Genomic DNA, 18186 nt, shown 5'->3' with positions numbered 1-18186 from the left:
GCCGGCTAGGTCCCGACCGTGGCGTCGCCGTCGGTTCTGCCCTCGCTCTCTTCCTCCTCGTCGACGAGCCGGCACGAGAGGTAGACGGCGCCGAGCGCGAGCGCGATCCCGCCGATCACGTCGGTGAGCCAGTGGATCCCGAGGTACATCGTCGCGATCACCACCGACGTCGAGATCCACAGCGCGACCGGCGTCCACCGCGGGTACTCATCGCGCGTCAGGACGGCGAACGCCGCGACGGTCACCGACAGCGACGTGTGCAGCGAGGGGAAGACGTTCGCGGCCTCGTTCACCTCGCTCGTCAGCGCCGTGAACTCGGGGTTGTACGTGAAAAGCAGGGACCGCCCGACGTCCAGGTTCCGCGGTCCGTGCGCGAACACGACCGTGTATATCGCGAGCCCGATCGAGTAGTTGAGCGCGTACGCGACGAGCAGCCGCCGCAGCGTCCTCGTCCGCGGGAGCGCCAGGTACGCGAGGATGGGGAACGAGAGCAGGAACGCGTACCCGTACACGTACACCGACGAGAAGTACATCGTCAGCTCGGGCGTGGCGTACGTCTGCTGTATCCACTCGATGAAGTCGCCCTCGACCGCGTAGATCAGGCCCGTCAACCGCAGACCGAACAGCTCCGAGACCGTCTGGAGCGACCCCCGGCCGACCGCGCTCGCGAGCAGGACCGCGCCGAGCGCGGCGAGTTCCCGCCGCGCGTCTCGCAGGCGCGAGGCGGCGTCGGCGCGGAGCCCCCGAAGCCGACGCGGGCCGATTATCACCGCCGCGGCGACGAGCGTCCCCCCGCCGACCCACAGGACGAGCGAGCCGAGGACCGACAGGAGCCAGTTCATTCTCCCCGCGACAGCAGCCGTCCCTCCTCGTCGAACCGATACCCCGCGTCGCGGAACAGCTCCTTCGCCTCGTCGTCGTCGAGCGATCCCGACTCCCCGACGAACGGGTACACCGGGTCCGTCTCCCGGTCGTCCCACTCCAGGTCCGGTGGCACCCACTCGGGCGAGGCCGCCAGCGGCGACGCCGCCGGCTCGGCGTACCCGCTGAACGCCTCGCGGACGAGCGTCTCCTTGTCGATCAGCGAGGCGAGCACGGCCCGGAAGCGCGGGTTCGACAGCGGCGCCCGCCGCGCGTTGTACCCGACGTGGTAGAACCCGCCCGAGCGCCCGGTCACGAGACGCGTGTCGGCCTGGCGTCCGATCCGAGGCACCGCGTCCGGACCGAGGTTCGAGACCGTCGCGTCCGCGAGCCCGTCGCCGACCGCCGCCACCGCGGCGATGTCCGAGGGCGACACCTCGATCCGCAGCCGATCGAAGGCCGGCTTCCCGCGGAACCGCTCCGGGACCTCCGCCGCGGGGTCGGTCCCCCCCTCCGTCGAGTCCGCGCGGGCGAGGAAGTGGTCCGGGTTCCGATCGAAGACGACCGACTCCTCCGCCGTCGCCTCGACGAACCGTATCGGACCGCTCCCGACCGGGTCCTCGTTGTTCGACACCACCGCCTCGGTCGTCTCCACGTCGAACTCGAAGCCGGCGATCGTCGCGACGTCGGTCCGCTCCGACCAGACGTGTTCCGGGAGGATCGGGACCTGCAGCGCCCGGACCGCGACCGCGTCGTTCACGCCGTCGAGCGCGAGCTCGACCCGCCCGTCGCCGACGACGCTCGCCGACCGGACGACGGAGCTCCGGCCGCGGAACCGCGGCGTCGGTACCTCCGTATCGAGGGATCCCAACGAGGTGTCGCGGAGGAACTCGTAGGTGAACGCCACGTCGCCCGCGGTCACCGGTTCGCCGTCGTGCCACCGGGCGTCTCGGAGGTCGACGACGAGCGTCTCGTCGTCGGTCCGTTCCCACCCCGACGCGAGCCACGGGATGGCCTCTCCGTGGTCGACGAGCGCGAGTTGGTCGTACAACAGCGCCGTGAACGTCCCCTCGCGCCGGTACTCGGCCGCGATCGGGTTCCAGTTCTCCGTGATCTGGTCGTCCGTCGTGACGAGCCGGAGCGTGGCGTCGCCGTCGGCGGTCTCCCCGTCCGCGGTGGCGTTCTCGGTGGCCCCCGCCTCGCCGTCGTCCGCGGTCGCGTTCGTCGCCGCCGACCCGTCGGTCGCCCCCGCGTACTCCAGGTCCAGCAGGGCGCCGACCGAAAGCGGCTGTCGGTTCGTCCACCCCGAGAACCGCTCCTCGCGGACCGCGGTGAGGGGGTCGGGAAACGCGACGACGGTGAACGGCTGCAGCTCGCACAGCGAGCGCTGGAGCTCGGCCACGACCTCGGGCCGCTCTTCCGTCACCCGCCGCTGGCGTTCGAGCTGTTCGTCGACGCCGTTGACGTCGGCGAATCCGAACGGGTTCTGGCGGCCGGCCTCGGCGACGAACTGCGAGTGGGCGAACGCGTACATCGCGTCCGGGTCGAACGGGTCCGACTCCAGGAACTGGCCGACGTAGACGTCGAAGTCCTGGTTGATGAGCACCTTCCGCCAGAGGTCGGTCCGGCTCAGGGTGTTGATCCGGGCGTCGATCCCCACGGCGTTCAGGTTCTCGGCGAGGTGCCTCGCGATCCGGATCGCGTTCGGATCCCTGTCGGCCGGCGCCGAGTCGATCTGCAGCGTGAGCTGCCCGGGCCTGTTGCGGCCCGCGAGGTTACGGGTCCGACCGAGACAGCCGGCGCTCAGGGCCCCCAGACCGATCCCCGCGAGCGCCTCCCGCCGGCTGACGTGCCCGTTCATTCGTCCCTTGCTGTTTCGGCGCCGATGTATATCTCTTCTGTGGTGGCCTCGCGCCGCACCGTCCGGTCGACCGGGGGTCTCGACCCCGATTCCGGCTCCGATCGCCTCAGATCACGTCCGCGAGCGGGAGCGCCAGCCCGACCGCCCACGCGAGGAGCCCCGCGGCGAGAACGGGGCGGTCGTCCGCCGCACGTCCGATCGCGACCACGCCGAGCGCCGCGAGCAGCGCCATTCGGTGAACGATGAGGGCGGGCGGCACCGCGACGCCGAGCGCGGCGAAGTCGAGGACGAACCCCGCCCCGAGTCCGACGACGCCGCCGAGCGCGGCCGCCGCCGGATCGCACTCGCGCGACCGGGCGACGACGAGCCCCGGCAGGCCGACGGCGAGGACGAGGTACAGCGGGCCGGCGATCGCCTTCGGCGGAAGGCTCGGATACGAGAGCTCCAGCGCGACTCCGCCGGTCCGAACGCCGACGACGACGGCGGCGAGCGCGACCCCGAGCACCGCGGCGTCGGCGTGTCTCGCCGCCTCTCGGCGGCTCCGCCGCGCCAGATCGACGGCGGCCGCCCGGGTCCGGCGCCGGAGCAGGGCGCCGGCGACGGTCACGAGCGACGCCAGCTCGATCACCGAGACCCAGCCGTCGCTCCAGCCGCCTTCGATCCCGCGGTACTCGCGGCGCACCTCGGCGTCGACCTCGCCGTGGATGAACTCGTCCTCCAGCCGGACCGCCGGGTCGTCGATCCCGGGAACCGTGTGGCGGAGCCGGAACCAGTCGTAGTACTCCTCGTGGGCCTGTATCGCGGTGTACTCCCCGTCGGGGGACTCGTACGCGCGGACGTGGTCGCGCACGCCGAGATACGCCCCGTCGTGGAGCTCGAACGTCTCCGTCAGCCAGACCCCGCCGTCGGGCCCCTCGACGTAGCTGTACCGCGTCGAGCTGCGCGCGTCGGCCCAGTCGCGCTCGACGAACTCCCGCACCCGCTCGGTGTCGGCGGTCGTCTCCGACTCGACGCCCTCGGTCTCCTCCCAGTCGGTCTCTGGTCCCCCCTCGATCGCCGCGCGCGTCGTCTCCGCGTCGGCGTGGAACAGGACGTTGATCGCGAGCGTCCGCCCCGAGACGGACGGGCTCCGGCTCGTGTACGGCCACAGCCGGTAGTCGCCGTCGACCGCGATGAGCGACTCCTCGGGGACCGTCGCCGCCGGCTCCTCCGCGGGCGGCCCGGAGAAGACGCCGAAGACGCCGGATAGCGCCAGCCCGACCGCGACCACGACGAGGAGCCCGACGACGACCGTCGTCCGCTTCATGCCCGGCCCGAGGGGACCCGTCTAAAAACGCCTTCGGGTGGGGCCGGCGCGGTTCGTGCTCCCCCGCACCGGCCGCGACCGGCCTCACCAGGTCTCCACGAACCCGTCGCGCACGTCTTCGGCGCAGCCCTCGCAGTCGGGGTGGTCGGCGTCGAAACACGAGGGGCGTCCCTCGGCGTCGACCGCGACCGACCGCCGCTCCGCGTGCCGCCGGCAGACGATCCGGGCGCGCCCGTCCCCGTCGGTCGGGAGGTCGTACCGCTCCGCCCCGCTGGCGTCGCCGTCGGGGTCGTCCCTCCCCTCGGAGTACGCCCGCTTCGCCTCCTCGAACTGCTTGCCCGCCTTGCGGAGCTGCTGGCGGATGACGCGTTCGAGTCGGTCGTCCATGGGGGCCGTACCGGCGCGCGGAATATAGGTCCGTTGGCGATACGGGGTTACTCGGTCCGCGGGCGGCGGACCCGTCGTGAGGGGTTCGTCACTCGTCGCCGTCGCGGTAGGCTCCGTAGACGGCCCACCTGATCGGTTATACGCGGTCGATAACCGACCGGCGGTGACGGCCTCCAAAGCCCCAGTCGCGAGGCGGGCGCACGTTCGCTGCGGTCCTCGGTCACTCGCTCCGCTCGTTCCCTGCGGTCCTTGCGTCACCTGCGCCCGCCTCGCGACTGCCCCTTTGAGCCCCGCCCCGCAACCGCACCGCAGCCTCACGCCTCCCCAGCCTCGTCAGTCGCCGTCGCTTCGCTCCGGCGACTGACTCCCTCGCGCTCGGTTCGCGCCCTCACGGGCGCTCACCGGCGCGCCACTGCCTCGTTTATTTATAAATGAGCGCCGCAGTCAGCCGTGGCTATTTGAATAGACGCTGTTGTGTCGATCCGTGACGGGTTCCCAACGGAATCCGACCTCGACACGTGCGGACGCTTCACGCGGTATCGTTCCACTTGAAACGGCGCCCGCGCACGGCTGACGGTCGTCTGACGCGGGCGGATGTAGATGCGGACAAACCGCCGGAAGAGGCCCGTCAGCACGTCGGAGACGACCACTTTCACCGCGGTTGCGGGATTTTTAATACCGTGAGGAACCAACCGTCGTACGCCTCCCATTGAAACACGACCGGAGGCGGAGACACCCCATGAGCGAACTGCGACAGGAAGCGGAAGCGATAGCGGAACAGTTCTCGGACCACCTAGACGTGGACGCCGACGAGGTCGAGGAGCGGCTGGAGAACCTCGTCAACGAGTACCGCGTCCCCCTTGAGGAGGCGCGCCGGAGCGTCACCAACAGCTACCTCGAAGACGCCGGGATGGAGCGCGACGAGCTCGGCCGCGGCGGCAGCGAGTCCGTCTTGGTCGACGAGATCGACGAGGACGAGCAGTGGGTCGACTTACGCGTGAAGCTCGTCGACCTCTGGGAGCCCCGCAGCGACTCGATCTCGCAGGTGGGCCTCCTCGGCGACGAGTCGGGCACGATCAAGTTCGTCGCCTTCGAGACCTCCGATCTCCCCGAGCTGACGGAGGGGCAGGCGTACGAGCTCTCGAACGTCGTCACCGACGAGTACGAGGGCAGCTACTCGGTGAAGCTCAACCGGACCACCGGCATCACCGAGATCGACGAGGAGATCGAGGTCGGCGACAACGCCGACACCGTCGAGGGCGCCCTCGTGGACATCCAGTCCGGCTCCGGGCTGATCAAGCGCTGCCCCGAGGACGACTGCACGCGCGTCCTCCAGAACGGGCGCTGCTCCGAGCACGGTCAGGTCGAGGGCGAGTTCGACCTCCGGATCAAGGGCGTCCTCGACGACGGCGAGACCGTCACCGAGGTCATCTTCGACCGCGAGGCCACCGAGGAGCTCACCGGGATGGGCCTCGAAGAGGCCAAGGACATGGCGATGGACGCGCTCGACACCACCGTCGTCGCCGAGGAGATGGCCGACGACGTGCTCGGGCGCTACTACCGCGTCACCGGGCCCACCTTCGGCCGGTACGTCCTGGTCGACGAGATGGAAGACCCCGGCGCCGTCGACGTTGAAAGCGCGCTGATCGAAGCGAGGTCGATTTAAATGAGTCAATCCGCACCCACCCGAGAGGTCGCCCGGCGCGTGTTCGCGAGCGAGTTCAACGACGCCGGCTACACGTTCACCGAGTCCGACGACGAGCGCGCCCCCGTCTACGCGCTGTTACCGACGGGCGAGTCCTCGAACCGCGTGTTCTTCGTCGGCACCCTCACGGAGAAGGAGGACGTCGGCGAGGACAGCGAGTACTGGCGCGGCCGCATCGTCGACCCGACGGGCACGTTCTTCGTGTACGCCGGCCAGTACCAGCCCGAGGCCGCCTCCAAGCTCCGCGACCTGGAGCCGCCCGCCTACGTCGCAGTCGTGGGGAAGCCCCGGACGTACGAGACCGACGACGGCACCGTCCGGGTCTCCGTCCGCCCCGAGTCGATCACCGAGGTCGACGCCGCCACCCGCGACCGCTGGGTCGCCGAGACGGCCACTCGGACGATCGAGCGCGTCGCCGCGTTCGACGACGACGGGAACGAGTACGCGCGGATGGCCCGTGAGGAGTACGACCTCGACCCCGAGACGTACAAGGCCGCCGCGCTGTCGGCGCTGGAGGACCTCGACGAGGGCGACGGCGACGAGCTCGCCGGCGACGCCGCGGACGAGGACCTTGCCGACGGCGACGCCGCCGGTGACGCGACGGATCCGGCCGGGACGCCGGAGCCCTGAGCGGCGGCGACGGCGACCGACCCTCGTCTAGATCGGGCGTCTCACGCCCGAAACACTCGGTATTCCCCCTTCGTCTGCCACCGTCTGACAAACGCTTAAGTGGATAGCCCGACCACCGTTCCGGTAATGGGCAACAAGAACAAGACGATCTCGTTCCGCGTCAACGAGGACGCGTTCGAGGCGCTCCGCGACATCGCCGAGGAGCGGGACATCTCGCTGTCGGCGGTGTTCCGGGACTACGTGGACACGCTCGTTGCCCACGACGGACAGGTCCGCGCCGTCCCGGAGGCGGAGCTCGAGAGCATGGGCGAGCCGGGCGAGTCGTTCCCCCCGCGCGTCGAGGTCCCGAAGAGCTTCATCCGCGAGCACGAGCGGCTGGAGCTGGAGGCCGACCACCTCCGCGAGCAGCTGGACGAGTACAAGCGGTACGTCAATCACCTCCGCGAGCAGCTCGACGACGACGAGGAGGACGTGATCCAGTTAGAGGACCTCGACGACGAGCGCGACGACCGCGGCGAGCGCGACGAGCCCTCCTTCCGGCTTGGGTAATCGCACGCCTCGACGGCCGCGGTTCCGTCCCGATCTGTTCCGCCGAGCCGCGACTCTCCCCGATCTGTTCCGCCGAGCCGCGACTCCACCTCCCGTCGAGCCGCGACTCCGCCTCCGCCGCGGATTCGATGCTCGGGAAACCTTCCCGTTTGTCCGTTACTGTTCGCGGAAACCGCCGAGTTGGCGAAAATATTGCCGGACTCGGCGCGAGTTGTTCGAAAACGTCCGGTTCTCCCCGAATCTGATGGACAGTTTCTCAGCGTCCCCACTGATTTCTGATTATAATAAACTATTTACGAAAACGATATTACCCGGGCGCCGAACCGTTCGGGCATGAACAGGTGGGTCCGACCGTGAGCGTATTCGACAGGGCGTACGACGATCCGGTCCGCGTGCTCGACGAGGACGGCGAGGTCGTCGGCGACGTCCCCGACCTCGGTGACGAGGAGCTCGTCGACATGTACCGGCACATGCGGCTCGTCCGACACTTCGACGGCCGCGCGGTGAGCCTCCAGCGGCAGGGGCGGATGGGGACGTACCCGCCGCTGTCGGGACAGGAAGGCGCGCAGATCGGCTCCGCGACGGCGCTCGCCGAGGGCGACTGGATGGTCCCCTCGTACCGCGAGCACGGCGCGGCGCTGGTCCACGGGCTCCCGCTGAAACAGACGCTCCTCTACTGGATGGGTCACGAGGCCGGCAACAAGGCGCCCGAGGACGTCAACGTCTTCCCGGTCGCCGTCCCCATCGCCTCGCAGGTGCCGCACGCCACGGGGGCGTCGTGGGCCGCGAAGCTCCGCGGCACCGACGAGGCGTTCCTCTGTTACTTCGGCGACGGCGCGACGAGCGAGGGCGACTTCCACGAGGGGGTCAACTTCGCCGGCGTCTTCGACACGCCGACCGTCTTCTTCTGTAACAACAACCAGTGGGCGATCTCCGTGCCCCGCGAGCGGCAAACCCGGAGCGCGACGCTGGCCCAGAAGGCCGAGGCGTACGGGATCGACGGGGTGCAGGTCGACGGGATGGACCCGCTCGCGGTGTACGCCGTCACGGCGGCCGCCCTTGAGAAGGCGCGCGACCCGGAGCCCGACCGGCCGCGCCCGACGCTGATCGAGGCGATACAGTACCGGTTCGGCGCGCACACGACCGCCGACGACCCCACCGTCTACCGCGACGACGACGAGGTCGAGCGCTGGAAGGCGAAGGACCCGATCCCGCGGCTGGAGACCTACCTCCGCTCGGAGGGGGTCCTCGACGACGAGCGGGTCGCGGAGATCGAGACCGCGGTCGAGGAGCGGGTCGCCGACGCGATCGACGCGGCGGAGGCGGTCGCGCGGCCGGAGCCGAGCGAGCTGTTCGAACACGCGTACGCGGAGATCCCGCCCGAGCTACGGCGGCAGCGCGAGGAGTTCGCCGCGCTCCGCGAGACGCGCGGCGACGAGGCGTTCCTGGAGGAGTAAATGAGCGATACACAGAACCTCACCGTCGTACAGGCGGTACGTGACGGGTTGTACAGCGAGATGCGCGAGGACGACGACGTCCTCGTGCTCGGCCAGGACGTCGGGAAGAACGGCGGCGTCTTCCGGGCGACAGAGGGGCTCTACGACGAGTTCGGCGGCGACCGCGTCGTCGACACCCCGCTGGCGGAGTCCGGCATCGTCGGCGCCGCGGTCGGCATGGCCGCGATGGGGCTCCGCCCCGTTCCCGAGATCCAGTTCTCCGGGTTCATGTACCCCGGCTTCGACCAGATCGTCTCCCACATGGCCCGGTTCCGCGCCCGGAGCCGGAGCCGCTTTTCGCTCCCCATGACGCTGCGCGCCCCCTACGGCGGGGGGATCCGCGCGCCCGAGCACCACTCCGAGTCGAAGGAGGCGTTCTACGCGCACGAGGCCGGCCTCAAGGTCGTCATCCCCTCGACGCCGTACGACGCGAAGGGCCTCCTCGCGGCGTCGATCCGCGACCCCGACCCGGTGATCTTCCTCGAACCGAAGCTCATCTACCGAGCCTTCCGCGAGGAGGTCCCCGAGGAGCCGTATACGGTCCCGATCGGCGAGGCCGCGACCCGCCGCGAGGGCGACGACGTGGCCGTGTTCACCTACGGCGCCATGACGCGCCCGACGCTGGAGGCCGCGGAGAACCTCGCCGAGGAGGGGATCGAGTGCGAGGTCGTCGACCTCCGCACCGTCTCCCCGCTCGACCGCGAGGCGATCGTCGACGCCTTCGAGCGCACCGGTCGCGCGGTCGTCGTCCACGAGGCGCCGAAGACGGGCGGGCTCGCCGGGGAGATCACGGCGATCATCCAGGAGGAGGCGCTGCTGTACCAGGAGGCGCCCGTGAAGCGCGTCACCGGCTTCGACGTGCCGTACCCGCTGTACGCGCTGGAGGACTACTACCTCCCGACCGCGGCGCGCATCGAAGATGGAATCCTGGAGGCGGTCGAGTTTTAAGATGGCTCCCGCGGAGATCCACCCCATGACAGTCGCGGAGGTCGAGGCATGACCGTCGAGGAGTTCAGGCTGCCGGACGTCGGCGAGGGCGTCGCGGAGGGCGAGCTGGTCTCGTGGCTCGTTGCGCCCGGCGACCGCGTCGAGGAGGACCAGCCGGTCGCGGAGGTCGAGACCGACAAGGCGCTCGTCGAGGTCCCGTCGAGCTACGACGGGACCGTCGAAGAGCTGTTCGTCGAGGAGGGGGAGATGGTCCCGGTCGGCGACGTGATCATCTCGTTCCGCGTCGACGAGGACGGGGCGGAGGCGGACGACTCCGGCTCCGCCGACGAAGGGGACGTCGACGAGACGAGTCCCGACGCGGGCGAACCGGAATCGGCCGAGTCGGACGACGCCGCCGAGTCGGAGCCGGCGACCTCGTCCGGCCGAACCTTCGCACCGCCGTCGGCCCGGCGGCTCGCTCGCGAGCTCGGCGTCGACGTCGCGGCCGTCGACGGGAGCGGTCCCGGCGGTCGCGTCACCGAGGCCGACGTGCGGGCGCACGCGAACGGAGACGCCGGAGCCGCCGACGCGGGCGACGCCGAATCCGACGAGTCGCCCGCGCCGACCCCGGCCGACGTCGACTTCGACGACCGGCAGTCGGTCGTGGACGCGCGCGGCGACGACGGTGCCGCAGAGCCCTCGCCGACCATCGATTCGGGGTCGTCGCCCGAACCGGCCGGCCGCGACACGACGCTCGCGACGCCGGCGACGCGGAAGCTCGCCCGCGACCTCGGCGTCGACATCGACGACGTGCCGACCGACGAGACCCGCGACGGCGAGGCGTTCGTCACGGACGAGGACGTGCGGGCGTACGCGGACGCGCTGGAGTCGGCGACGGCCGAGTCGGCGCCCGAACCGGAGCCGGTCGACGTGGACGAGACGGCGGCCGCGACCGCCGACGCGACCGCTGGTGACACGTCGACGGCGAGCGCGTCTGCCGCCGGCGGGGAGACGACCGCCGGCGACGAGACCGTCCCCTACCGCGGGGTGCGCCGCACCATCGGGAAGCAGATGGAGCGGTCGAAGTTCACCGCTCCGCACGTCACCCACCACGACACCGCCGAGGTCGACGCCCTCGTCGAGGCGCGCGAGGAGCTGAAGCCGAGGGCCGAGGAGCGGGGGGTGAACCTCACCTACATGCCGTTCGTGATGAAGGCGATCGTCGCGGGGCTGAAAGAGCACCCGTACCTCAACAGCGAGCTGCGCGAGGACGACGAGGAGATCGTGCTGAGGAAGGAGTACAACCTCGGGATCGCGGTCGCGACCGACGCCGGGCTGATGGTGCCCGTCGTCGACGACGTCGACGAGAAGGGGCTCTTCGAGCTGGCCGCGGAGGTGCGCGACCTCGCGACGCGCGCCCGGGACCGGTCGCTCAAGCCGGCCGAGATGAAGGGGAGCACGTTCACCGTCACCAACTTCGGCGCCATCGGCGGGGAGTTCGCCACGCCGATCATCAACTACCCCGAGACGGCCATCATGGGCCTCGGCGCCATCGAGGAGCGCCCCGTCGTCCGAGACGGCGAGGTCGTCCCGGCGCCGACCCTCCCGCTGTCGCTGTCGATCGACCACCGCGTCGTCGACGGCGCGGTCGCCGCCCGATTCGCGAACACCGTAATGGAACACCTTGAACACCCGCTGCTACTGTTGACTCGATAATGGTCGTCGGAGACATCGCAACCGGAACGGAGGTACTGGTGATCGGCGGCGGACCGGGCGGCTACGTCGCCGCCATCCGCGCCGCACAGGAGGGGCTCGACACGACCCTCGTCGAGCGGGACGCCTACGGCGGCGCCTGTCTGAACCGCGGCTGCATCCCCTCGAAGGCGCTGATCACGGGGAGCGGGCTCGCCCACGAGGCGGGCAACGCCGAGTTCATGGGCGTTCACGCCGACCCCGCCGTCGACATGGGGAAGATGGTCGAGTGGAAGGACGGCGTGGTCGACCAGTTGACCAGCGGCGTCGAGAAGCTCTGTAAGGCGAACGGCGTCAACCTCGTCCCCGGGACCGCCTCCTTCGTCGACGAGCACACCGCTCGCGTCGCCCACGGCGGCGAGGGGCAGGGCTCCGAGTCGATCGAGTTCGAACACGCGGTCGTCGCCACGGGCTCCCGCCCGATCCAGATCCCCGGCTTCGACTTCGCCGAGGACCACGTCTGGAGCTCCGCCGAGGCGCTCGACGCCGACACGGTCCCGGACCGGATCGGGATCGTCGGCGGCGGCTACATCGGGATGGAGCTGGCGACGACGTACGCCAAGCTCGGCGCCGAGGTGACCGTCGTCGAGATGCTCGACGACATCCTCCAGCCGTACGAGGACGACGTGAAGCGGATCGTCCGCAAGCGCGCCGAGGAGCTCGGCGTGGAGTTCCACTTCGGCGAGGGCGCGAGCGAGTGGTCCGAGGCCGCCGACGGCGGCTACCTCCTCCACACCGAGACCGAGGACGGCGAGGAGTCGACGTACGGCGTCGATAAAATCCTCGTCGCGGTCGGCCGCCAGCCGGTCACGGACGGGCTCGATCCGGAGAACGCCGGGATCGAGACGGACGACCGCGGCTTCATCGAGACGGACGACCGAACCCGCACCGCGGTCGAGCACATTCACGCCGTCGGCGACGTCGCCGGTGAGCCGATGCTCGCGCACGCGGCCTCGAACGAGGGGATCGTCGCCGCCGAGGTGATCGCGGGCGAGCCCGCGGCGCTCGACCAGCAGGCGATCCCCGCGGCCGTCTTCACCGACCCCGAGATCGGGACGGTGGGGCTGACCGAGGCGGAGGCCGAGGCGGAGGGGTTCGACCCGGTCGTCGGCGAGATGCCGTTCAACGCCTCCGGCCGCGCGATGACGACGGGCCACACCGAGGGGTTCGTCCGGCTCGTCGCCGACGAGGAGACCGGCTTCGTGCTCGGCGGGCAGATCGTCGGGCCGGAGGCCTCCGAGCTGGTCGCCGAGATCGCGCTCGCGATCGAGATGGGCGCGACGCTGGAGGACGTGGCGGCGACGGTCCACACGCACCCCACGCTCGCGGAGGCGGTGATGGAGGCCGCGGAGAACGCCCGCGGGCAGGCGATCCACACGCTGAACCGGTAGCCGCTCGTCGCTCGCGCTCGCTCGGTTTCCCTACGCGGACGCGTCGTAGCCCGCTTCGTCCACCGCGGCCACGAGCGCGTCCGGGTCGGCGTCGCCCTCGACGGTCGCGGACTCGCTCTCGCGGTCGGCGGTCGCGCGCTCGACGCCCGCGACGCCCTCTAATGCCTCCTCGACGCTCTGCTCGCAGTGGTCACACGACATCCCCTCGACGGTGAGCGTTCGGCTCATGGCACCCGATCGTACGTGTGGGGGACGTTTTTCGCTTGTCGCTTCTCGACTGGGGCTGAATCGACCGTTCGACTTTGGAATCCGAAGCTGAACGGGGCAACGGTCTTGTGTCGCGAGGTCGTCGTGTGGGGCATGCGCGACCTCGACGAGACGGACCTGGAGATCCTGTCGCTGCTGGCCGAAGACGCCCGGCGCCCGTTCAGCGAGATCGGCGAGCGCGTGGAGCTGTCGGGGCCGGCGGTCTCCGACCGCGTCACCCGACTGGAGGAGACCGGCGTCATCGAGGGGTTCACGGTCGACGTCGACCGCACCAAGCTCCGAGCGGGCGTCCCCGTGCTGGTCGACGTGGAACTGCCGCCGAGCCGCCCGGAGGCGCTCGGCGCGGCGCGGGACCGGACGCGGGACGCCGACGCCGTCGAGCACGTGTTCGTCACGGCCGAGGGCGACCTCCGCGTGTACGGCCGGGTCGAGGGGCGGAACGTTCGGGAGTGGGTGCAGGGGCTGTTCGAGGGGGTCGCCGTCGAGGAGTACGCGGTCACGCTGGTCGACGAGTTCGAGTGGACGCCCTCCATCGAGGGCGTGGAGTTCGCGCTGACCTGCGCGGAGTGTTCGAATACTGTTGATAGCGAAGGTGAGACGGCGCGGATCGACGGCGACGTCTACCACTTCTGCTGTCCGTCCTGCCTGTCGCGGTTCCGGGAGCGATACCAGCGGCTGGAGGAAGGGATATAATCGGGTGATTACGCAGTCGACCGCGGAGTGTCGGCGAACGCCTCCAAAGCTCCGGCCGATCGGCTTTACGCGAGTGATGTCTCTGCGGTGACCACCTCCAAAGCCCCAGCCGTGAGGGGCGCGCACGCTCGCTGCGCTCCTCAGTCGTTCGCTTCGCTAACTCCCTGCGGTGCTTGCGTCGCCTCCGCGCCCAGCGGGCGCTCGAAGGCGCGCGCCACCGCCTCCTATTTGCATACAACCTCGCCGATCGGTCTGGTTTTTCCTGTTTAATCTCCCCTCTCTGCATCTCCCGCCCGCGACAGCGCCTTTGGCATCGAAGATTTCGACCGGTCCAAACCCCCGATCGCGAAGCAGAAAACCGCCTAAGGGAGGGGCACGTAGTAGTAGACATGCCAACGCGAACAGCTCATCTGAACGTCACGGGCATGTCCTGTGCCAACTGCTCGGCGACGATCGAGGACGCCCTCGCGGACCTCGACGGGGTGGTCTCGGCGAACGCCAACTACGCCACCGACGAGGGGTCCGTCGAGTACGACCCCGAGGAGGTATCGCTCGGCGAGATATTCGACGCGATCGAGTCCGCGGGATACGGCGCGGTCAGCGAGACCGTCACCGTCGCGATCACGGACATGTCCTGCGCGAACTGCGCGGAGACCAACGCCGAGGCCCTCGAGTCGACGCCGGGCGTGATCGAGGCCGACGTGAACTACGCGACCGACGAGGCGCAGGTGCGGTACAACCCCGCGGACGCCTCCCGGTCCGACCTCTACGACGCGATCGAGTCGGCGGGCTACTCCCCGGTTCGGGAGGGGGGCGGCGGCGACGACGGCGACGACTCCGACGAGAGCGCGGGAACGCGCGACGCCGGGCAGGACGCCCGCGACGCGGCCCGTGAGGAGGAGATCCGCAAACAGCTCCGCCTGACCCTCTTCGGGGCGGCCCTCGCGGCGCCGCTGCTGCTGTTCATGGCCGACCACCTCCTGCTCGACGGGGCGCTGTTCCCGGAGACCGTCTTCGGCGTCTCGGTCGGGTGGGTGCAGTTCCTGCTCGCGACGCCCGTCCAACTCGTCTTGGGGCGCCCGTTCTACGAGAACTCCTACAAGGCGCTGGTGAGGAACGGGCGCGCCAACATGGACGTGCTGATCGCGCTCGGCTCCACGACCGCGTACGCCTACTCGGTCGCGGTCCTCGCCGGGGTCGTCGCCGGCAGCCTCTACTTCGACACGGCGGCGCTCATCCTCGTGTTCATCACGCTCGGCAACTACCTCGAGGCCCGCTCGAAGGGCCGGGCCGGCGAGGCGCTCCGGAAGCTCCTAGAGATGGAGGCCGATCGGGCCACCCTCGTCGACGAGGAGGGGAACGAGGAGGAGGTCCCCGTCGACGAGGTCGAGGTCGGCGACCGGATGAAGGTCCGACCGGGCGAGAAGGTCCCGACCGACGGCGTCGTCGTCGACGGGCAGAGCGCGGTCGACGAGTCGATGGTGACCGGCGAGTCCGTCCCGGTCGAGAAGGGCGAGGGCGACGAGGTGATCGGCTCGACGATAAACGAGAACGGCGTGCTCGTCGTCGAGGCGACCAAGGTCGGCGCCGACACCGCCCTGCAGGGGATCGTCCGGACCGTCAAGGAGGCGCAGTCGCGCCAGCCCGACATCCAGAACCTCGCCGACCGCATCTCCGCGTACTTCGTCCCGGCGGTCATCGTCAACGCCCTGCTGTGGGGGACCGTCTGGTACCTCTTCCCGCAGGCGCTCGCCGGGTTCGTGAACGCGCTCCCGCTGTGGGGGCTCGTCGCGGGCGGCCCCGCGGTCGCCGGCGGCGCGGTCTCCGTCGCCGAGTTCGCGATCGTCGTGTTCGCCTCGTCCGTGCTCATCGCCTGCCCCTGCGCGCTGGGGCTGGCGACGCCGGCCGCGACGATGGTCGGCACCACCATCGGCGCGGGCCACGGCGTCCTGTTCAAGGGCGGCGACGTGCTCGAACGCGCCAAGGACGTCGACACCGTCGTCTTCGACAAGACGGGGACGCTCACCGAGGGCGAGATGGAGCTGACCGACGTGGTCGCGTTCGACCGCGACGGGGAGCCCGTCACCGACGGCGGGGCGGCGCGGCCGTTGGAGTCCGACGACGGCGACTCCTCGGATCCGGCCCCGGACGCCGACTCCGCGGCCCCGGACGCCGACCGCGACGCCGAAGACGAGGTGCTCCGGCTCGCCGCCATCGCCGAGCGCGGCAGCGAACACCCCCTCGCCCGCGCCATCGTCGAGGGCGCCCGCGAACGCGGCCTGGAGGTCCCCGAGCCGGACGAGTTCGAGAACGTCCCCGGCCAGGGGGTCCGCGCGACGGTCGAGGGCGACGAGGTCCTCGTCGGCAACCGCAAGCTGCTAGACAACGAGGGGATCGACGCCTCGCCCGCGGTCGAGACCATGGAGCGGCTCGAAGGCGAGGGGAAGACGGCGATGCTCGTCGCTCGCGTGCCCGCTGGCACGAACGCCGGCGATCTGATCGGCGTCGTCGCCGACGCCGACACGGTCAAGGAGAGCGCGGCGGACGCCGTGACGGCCCTCCGCGACCGCGGTATCGACGTGATGATGATCACCGGCGACAACGAGCGCACCGCCCGCGCCGTCGCCGAGCAGGTGGGTATCGACCCCGAGAACGTCCGGGCGAGCGTCCTGCCGGAGGACAAGTCCGACGCCGTCGAGGCGATTCAGGACGAGGGCCGACAGGCGATGATGGTCGGCGACGGCGTCAACGACGCGCCGGCGCTCGCGGTCGCGTACGTCGGCACCGCCATCGGGAGCGGCACCGACGTGGCGATCGAGGCCGCGGACGTGACGCTGATGCGCGACGACCCGCTCGACGTGGTGAAGGCGATCCGCGTCTCGGACGCGACCCTCCAGAAGATCAAGCAGAACCTCGTCTGGGCGCTCGGTTACAACACGCTGATGATCCCGCTCGCCTCGCTCGGCCTGCTCCAGCCCGCGCTGGCCGCGGGGGCGATGGCGCTCTCCAGCGTGAGCGTGCTGACGAACAGCCTGCTGTTCCGGCGGTACGAGCCCGACCGCGACTACCGCCTGCTCGGTCGGTTCCGGTAGTCGCCGTCGCGTCTCTCGCTCGAGGCGCCGCCGACCGCCGCGACCGCCCGCCCCGCATTCCGCATCTTTCGGACCGCTCCGAGCGCGCGTTCGACAGCGGCGCGGCTCGACCGAATCGTCGGTTCTCGGAGGCCCACCGGGAGCCATTCGAGCGTCGCGGCCCCGCGTTTCCGACGGAGAGCGGGGAGGGAGGCCCGTCGGTACGACCCCGTCCTCACGGACGCGCTAGAAGTTCCACTGCCACGAATACGAATCGTCCGTCGCGTTCGTGGAGTTGGTGACCGTGCCGTTCGACGCGGTGGTCGTCGAGTTCGTCGAGTTCGTCGAGTTCGTGGACGTCTCCTTCGTCGCCGGAGACCCGCTCTCGGCGGTGACCGTCCCGCTGGTCAGGTCGCCCAGCGGTGCCTGGATGGCGTAACTCGGCGTCTCGACCTGAATCGTGCTCTGTTCCTCGACCTGCACGAACTTGAGTTCGAGCGTGTAGGAGCCGTCGGATCCGATCTCGGTCGCCTCGACCTGATCGGTCTCGGGGTGGAACGCCCACGCCGTCTCGCCGGCGTCGAATCGACTGGTCTCCCCCTCGATCGTCCGGACCGTGTAGTCGCGATTCGTGTCGGAGCCGGCGAGCGGGTAGTTCCGGTCGAGCCATCCCTGGTACCCCTCGTCGATGGCGTACACGTTCTCGAACCCGGCTTCCAGCAGCGACGCCGCACGGAGCGACGACAGGTGGTGGGGGCAGTGGCAGTACGTCACGACCCGGTCTGACTTGTCCCAGTCGGCGGTGGGGTCCAACCGTCGGCCGTCGGGTGCGGGACTGAGGACCGATCCGAAGATGTGCGAGACTTCGTACCCGGTCTCACTGCGAGCGTCGGCGAAGCGCGCCTCCTGACGTGCGTACCAATAGTACGCGTCCTCGACGGGAACGAGCGGCACTTCGGCGGTCTCGCCGTTGACGTCTCGCGTCAGCGTGTCGTAGGCGCTCGTGTCGATGTCCCGCTCCTCCGGCACGGCGTCGAACTCCGGCGGGTATCCGTTCGACGGCTCCGTGAGTTCCGGCAGGTCGTCGCCCTCGCGAGGGCCGCGGATCTGGTTTTCCGGCGTGTCGGTCGACGACTGGTTGGTCGTCGTCGTGTTGTTCGAGGCGGGTGCCGTCGTGTTCTCGGACTCTGACCCGCCCGAACAACCGGCGAGTCCGACGAGCGCTGCCGCACCGGTCGCGTGGAGGAACCGTCTACGATTGGACTGTCGGTCTGTCATCAACGAGGCATT

15 protein-coding genes are annotated in these 18186 nt (G+C 70.2%); 9 read left to right on the top strand and 6 right to left on the bottom strand.

Annotated features, from left to right (window positions below; translation table 11 throughout):
• Window positions 1–5: 5 nt before the first annotated feature.
• The 4 genes from FGM06_RS14700 to FGM06_RS14685 form a co-directional block, all read right to left on the bottom strand.
• Window positions 6–842: a phosphatase PAP2 family protein gene (locus FGM06_RS14700; protein ID WP_144800028.1), complete on the bottom strand. Its 837-nt coding sequence runs from the start codon at window positions 840–842 to the stop codon at window positions 6–8.
• A complete protein-coding gene (locus FGM06_RS14695) occupies window positions 839–2722 on the bottom strand; it encodes an ABC transporter substrate-binding protein (protein ID WP_144800027.1) in 1884 nt (627 codons plus the stop codon). The genes FGM06_RS14700 and FGM06_RS14695 overlap by 4 nt, the downstream gene beginning before the upstream one ends.
• Before the next feature lie 106 nt (window positions 2723–2828).
• Window positions 2829–4028, bottom strand: a complete 1200-nt coding sequence (locus tag FGM06_RS14690; RefSeq protein ID WP_144800026.1) for a hypothetical protein — start codon at window positions 4026–4028, stop codon at window positions 2829–2831.
• Between the two features lie 84 nt (window positions 4029–4112).
• Window positions 4113–4415, bottom strand: a complete 303-nt coding sequence (locus tag FGM06_RS14685) for a DUF7091 family protein (protein ID WP_144800025.1) — start codon at window positions 4413–4415, stop codon at window positions 4113–4115.
• Between the two features lie 739 nt (window positions 4416–5154).
• Between FGM06_RS14685 and FGM06_RS14680 the strand changes: the two genes are divergently transcribed.
• The 7 genes from FGM06_RS14680 (at window position 5155) to lpdA (ending at window position 12865) form a co-directional block, all read left to right on the top strand.
• Complete coding sequence (locus FGM06_RS14680) at window positions 5155–6081, top strand: replication factor A (RefSeq protein ID WP_144800024.1); 927 nt, start codon at window positions 5155–5157, stop codon at window positions 6079–6081.
• A complete protein-coding gene (locus FGM06_RS14675) occupies window positions 6082–6750 on the top strand; it encodes an RPA family protein (RefSeq protein ID WP_144800023.1) in 669 nt (222 codons plus the stop codon).
• A 126-nt stretch (window positions 6751–6876) separates the two neighbouring features.
• On the top strand, window positions 6877–7299 hold the full coding sequence (locus FGM06_RS14670) for a CopG family transcriptional regulator (RefSeq protein ID WP_144800022.1): 423 nt from the start codon (window positions 6877–6879) through the stop codon (window positions 7297–7299).
• Window positions 7300–7652: 353 nt separating this feature from the next.
• Window positions 7653–8756 (top strand): pyruvate dehydrogenase (acetyl-transferring) E1 component subunit alpha, encoded by a 1104-nt coding sequence (pdhA, locus tag FGM06_RS14665; protein ID WP_144800021.1) that lies wholly within the window; start codon window positions 7653–7655, stop codon window positions 8754–8756.
• Window positions 8757–9743 carry an alpha-ketoacid dehydrogenase subunit beta gene (locus tag FGM06_RS14660; RefSeq protein WP_144800020.1) on the top strand — a complete coding sequence of 329 codons (987 nt, stop codon included), beginning with the start codon at window positions 8757–8759 and terminating at the stop codon, window positions 9741–9743.
• A gap of 48 nt (window positions 9744–9791) precedes the next feature.
• The gene (locus FGM06_RS16390) at window positions 9792–11438 is read left to right on the top strand and encodes a 2-oxo acid dehydrogenase subunit E2 (RefSeq protein ID WP_144800019.1); all 1647 of its coding nucleotides are present in this window, start codon (window positions 9792–9794) and stop codon (window positions 11436–11438) included.
• Window positions 11438–12865, top strand: coding sequence for a dihydrolipoyl dehydrogenase (lpdA, locus tag FGM06_RS14650; RefSeq protein WP_144800018.1), 1428 nt, complete (start codon window positions 11438–11440; stop codon window positions 12863–12865). Before FGM06_RS16390 ends, lpdA begins: the two co-directional genes overlap by 1 nt.
• Before the next feature lie 30 nt (window positions 12866–12895).
• On the opposite strand, the gene FGM06_RS14645 is transcribed toward lpdA, so the two are convergent.
• Window positions 12896–13093: a CopZ family metallochaperone gene (locus FGM06_RS14645; protein ID WP_144800017.1), complete on the bottom strand. Its 198-nt coding sequence runs from the start codon at window positions 13091–13093 to the stop codon at window positions 12896–12898.
• Between the two features lie 132 nt (window positions 13094–13225).
• On the opposite strand from FGM06_RS14645, the gene FGM06_RS14640 reads away from it, so the two are divergent.
• Window positions 13226–13825 carry an AsnC family transcriptional regulator gene (locus FGM06_RS14640; RefSeq protein ID WP_144800016.1) on the top strand — a complete coding sequence of 200 codons (600 nt, stop codon included), beginning with the start codon at window positions 13226–13228 and terminating at the stop codon, window positions 13823–13825.
• Between the two features lie 389 nt (window positions 13826–14214).
• Complete coding sequence (locus FGM06_RS14635) at window positions 14215–16917, top strand: heavy metal translocating P-type ATPase (protein WP_144800015.1); 2703 nt, start codon at window positions 14215–14217, stop codon at window positions 16915–16917.
• Between the two features lie 225 nt (window positions 16918–17142).
• Here the strand turns inward: FGM06_RS14635 and FGM06_RS14630 are convergent, their stop codons facing one another.
• The gene (locus FGM06_RS14630; protein WP_144800014.1) at window positions 17143–18174 is read right to left on the bottom strand and encodes a rhodanese-like domain-containing protein; all 1032 of its coding nucleotides are present in this window, start codon (window positions 18172–18174) and stop codon (window positions 17143–17145) included.
• Window positions 18175–18186 lie beyond the last annotated feature (12 nt).

Origin of the sequence: Halorubrum depositum, from assembly GCF_007671725.1 — an archaeon.
Lineage (GTDB): Archaea > Halobacteriota > Halobacteria > Halobacteriales > Haloferacaceae > Halorubrum > Halorubrum depositum.
Note: the sequence above shows the minus strand (reverse complement) of the source record. Positions and strands in the feature narration are given on the sequence as shown.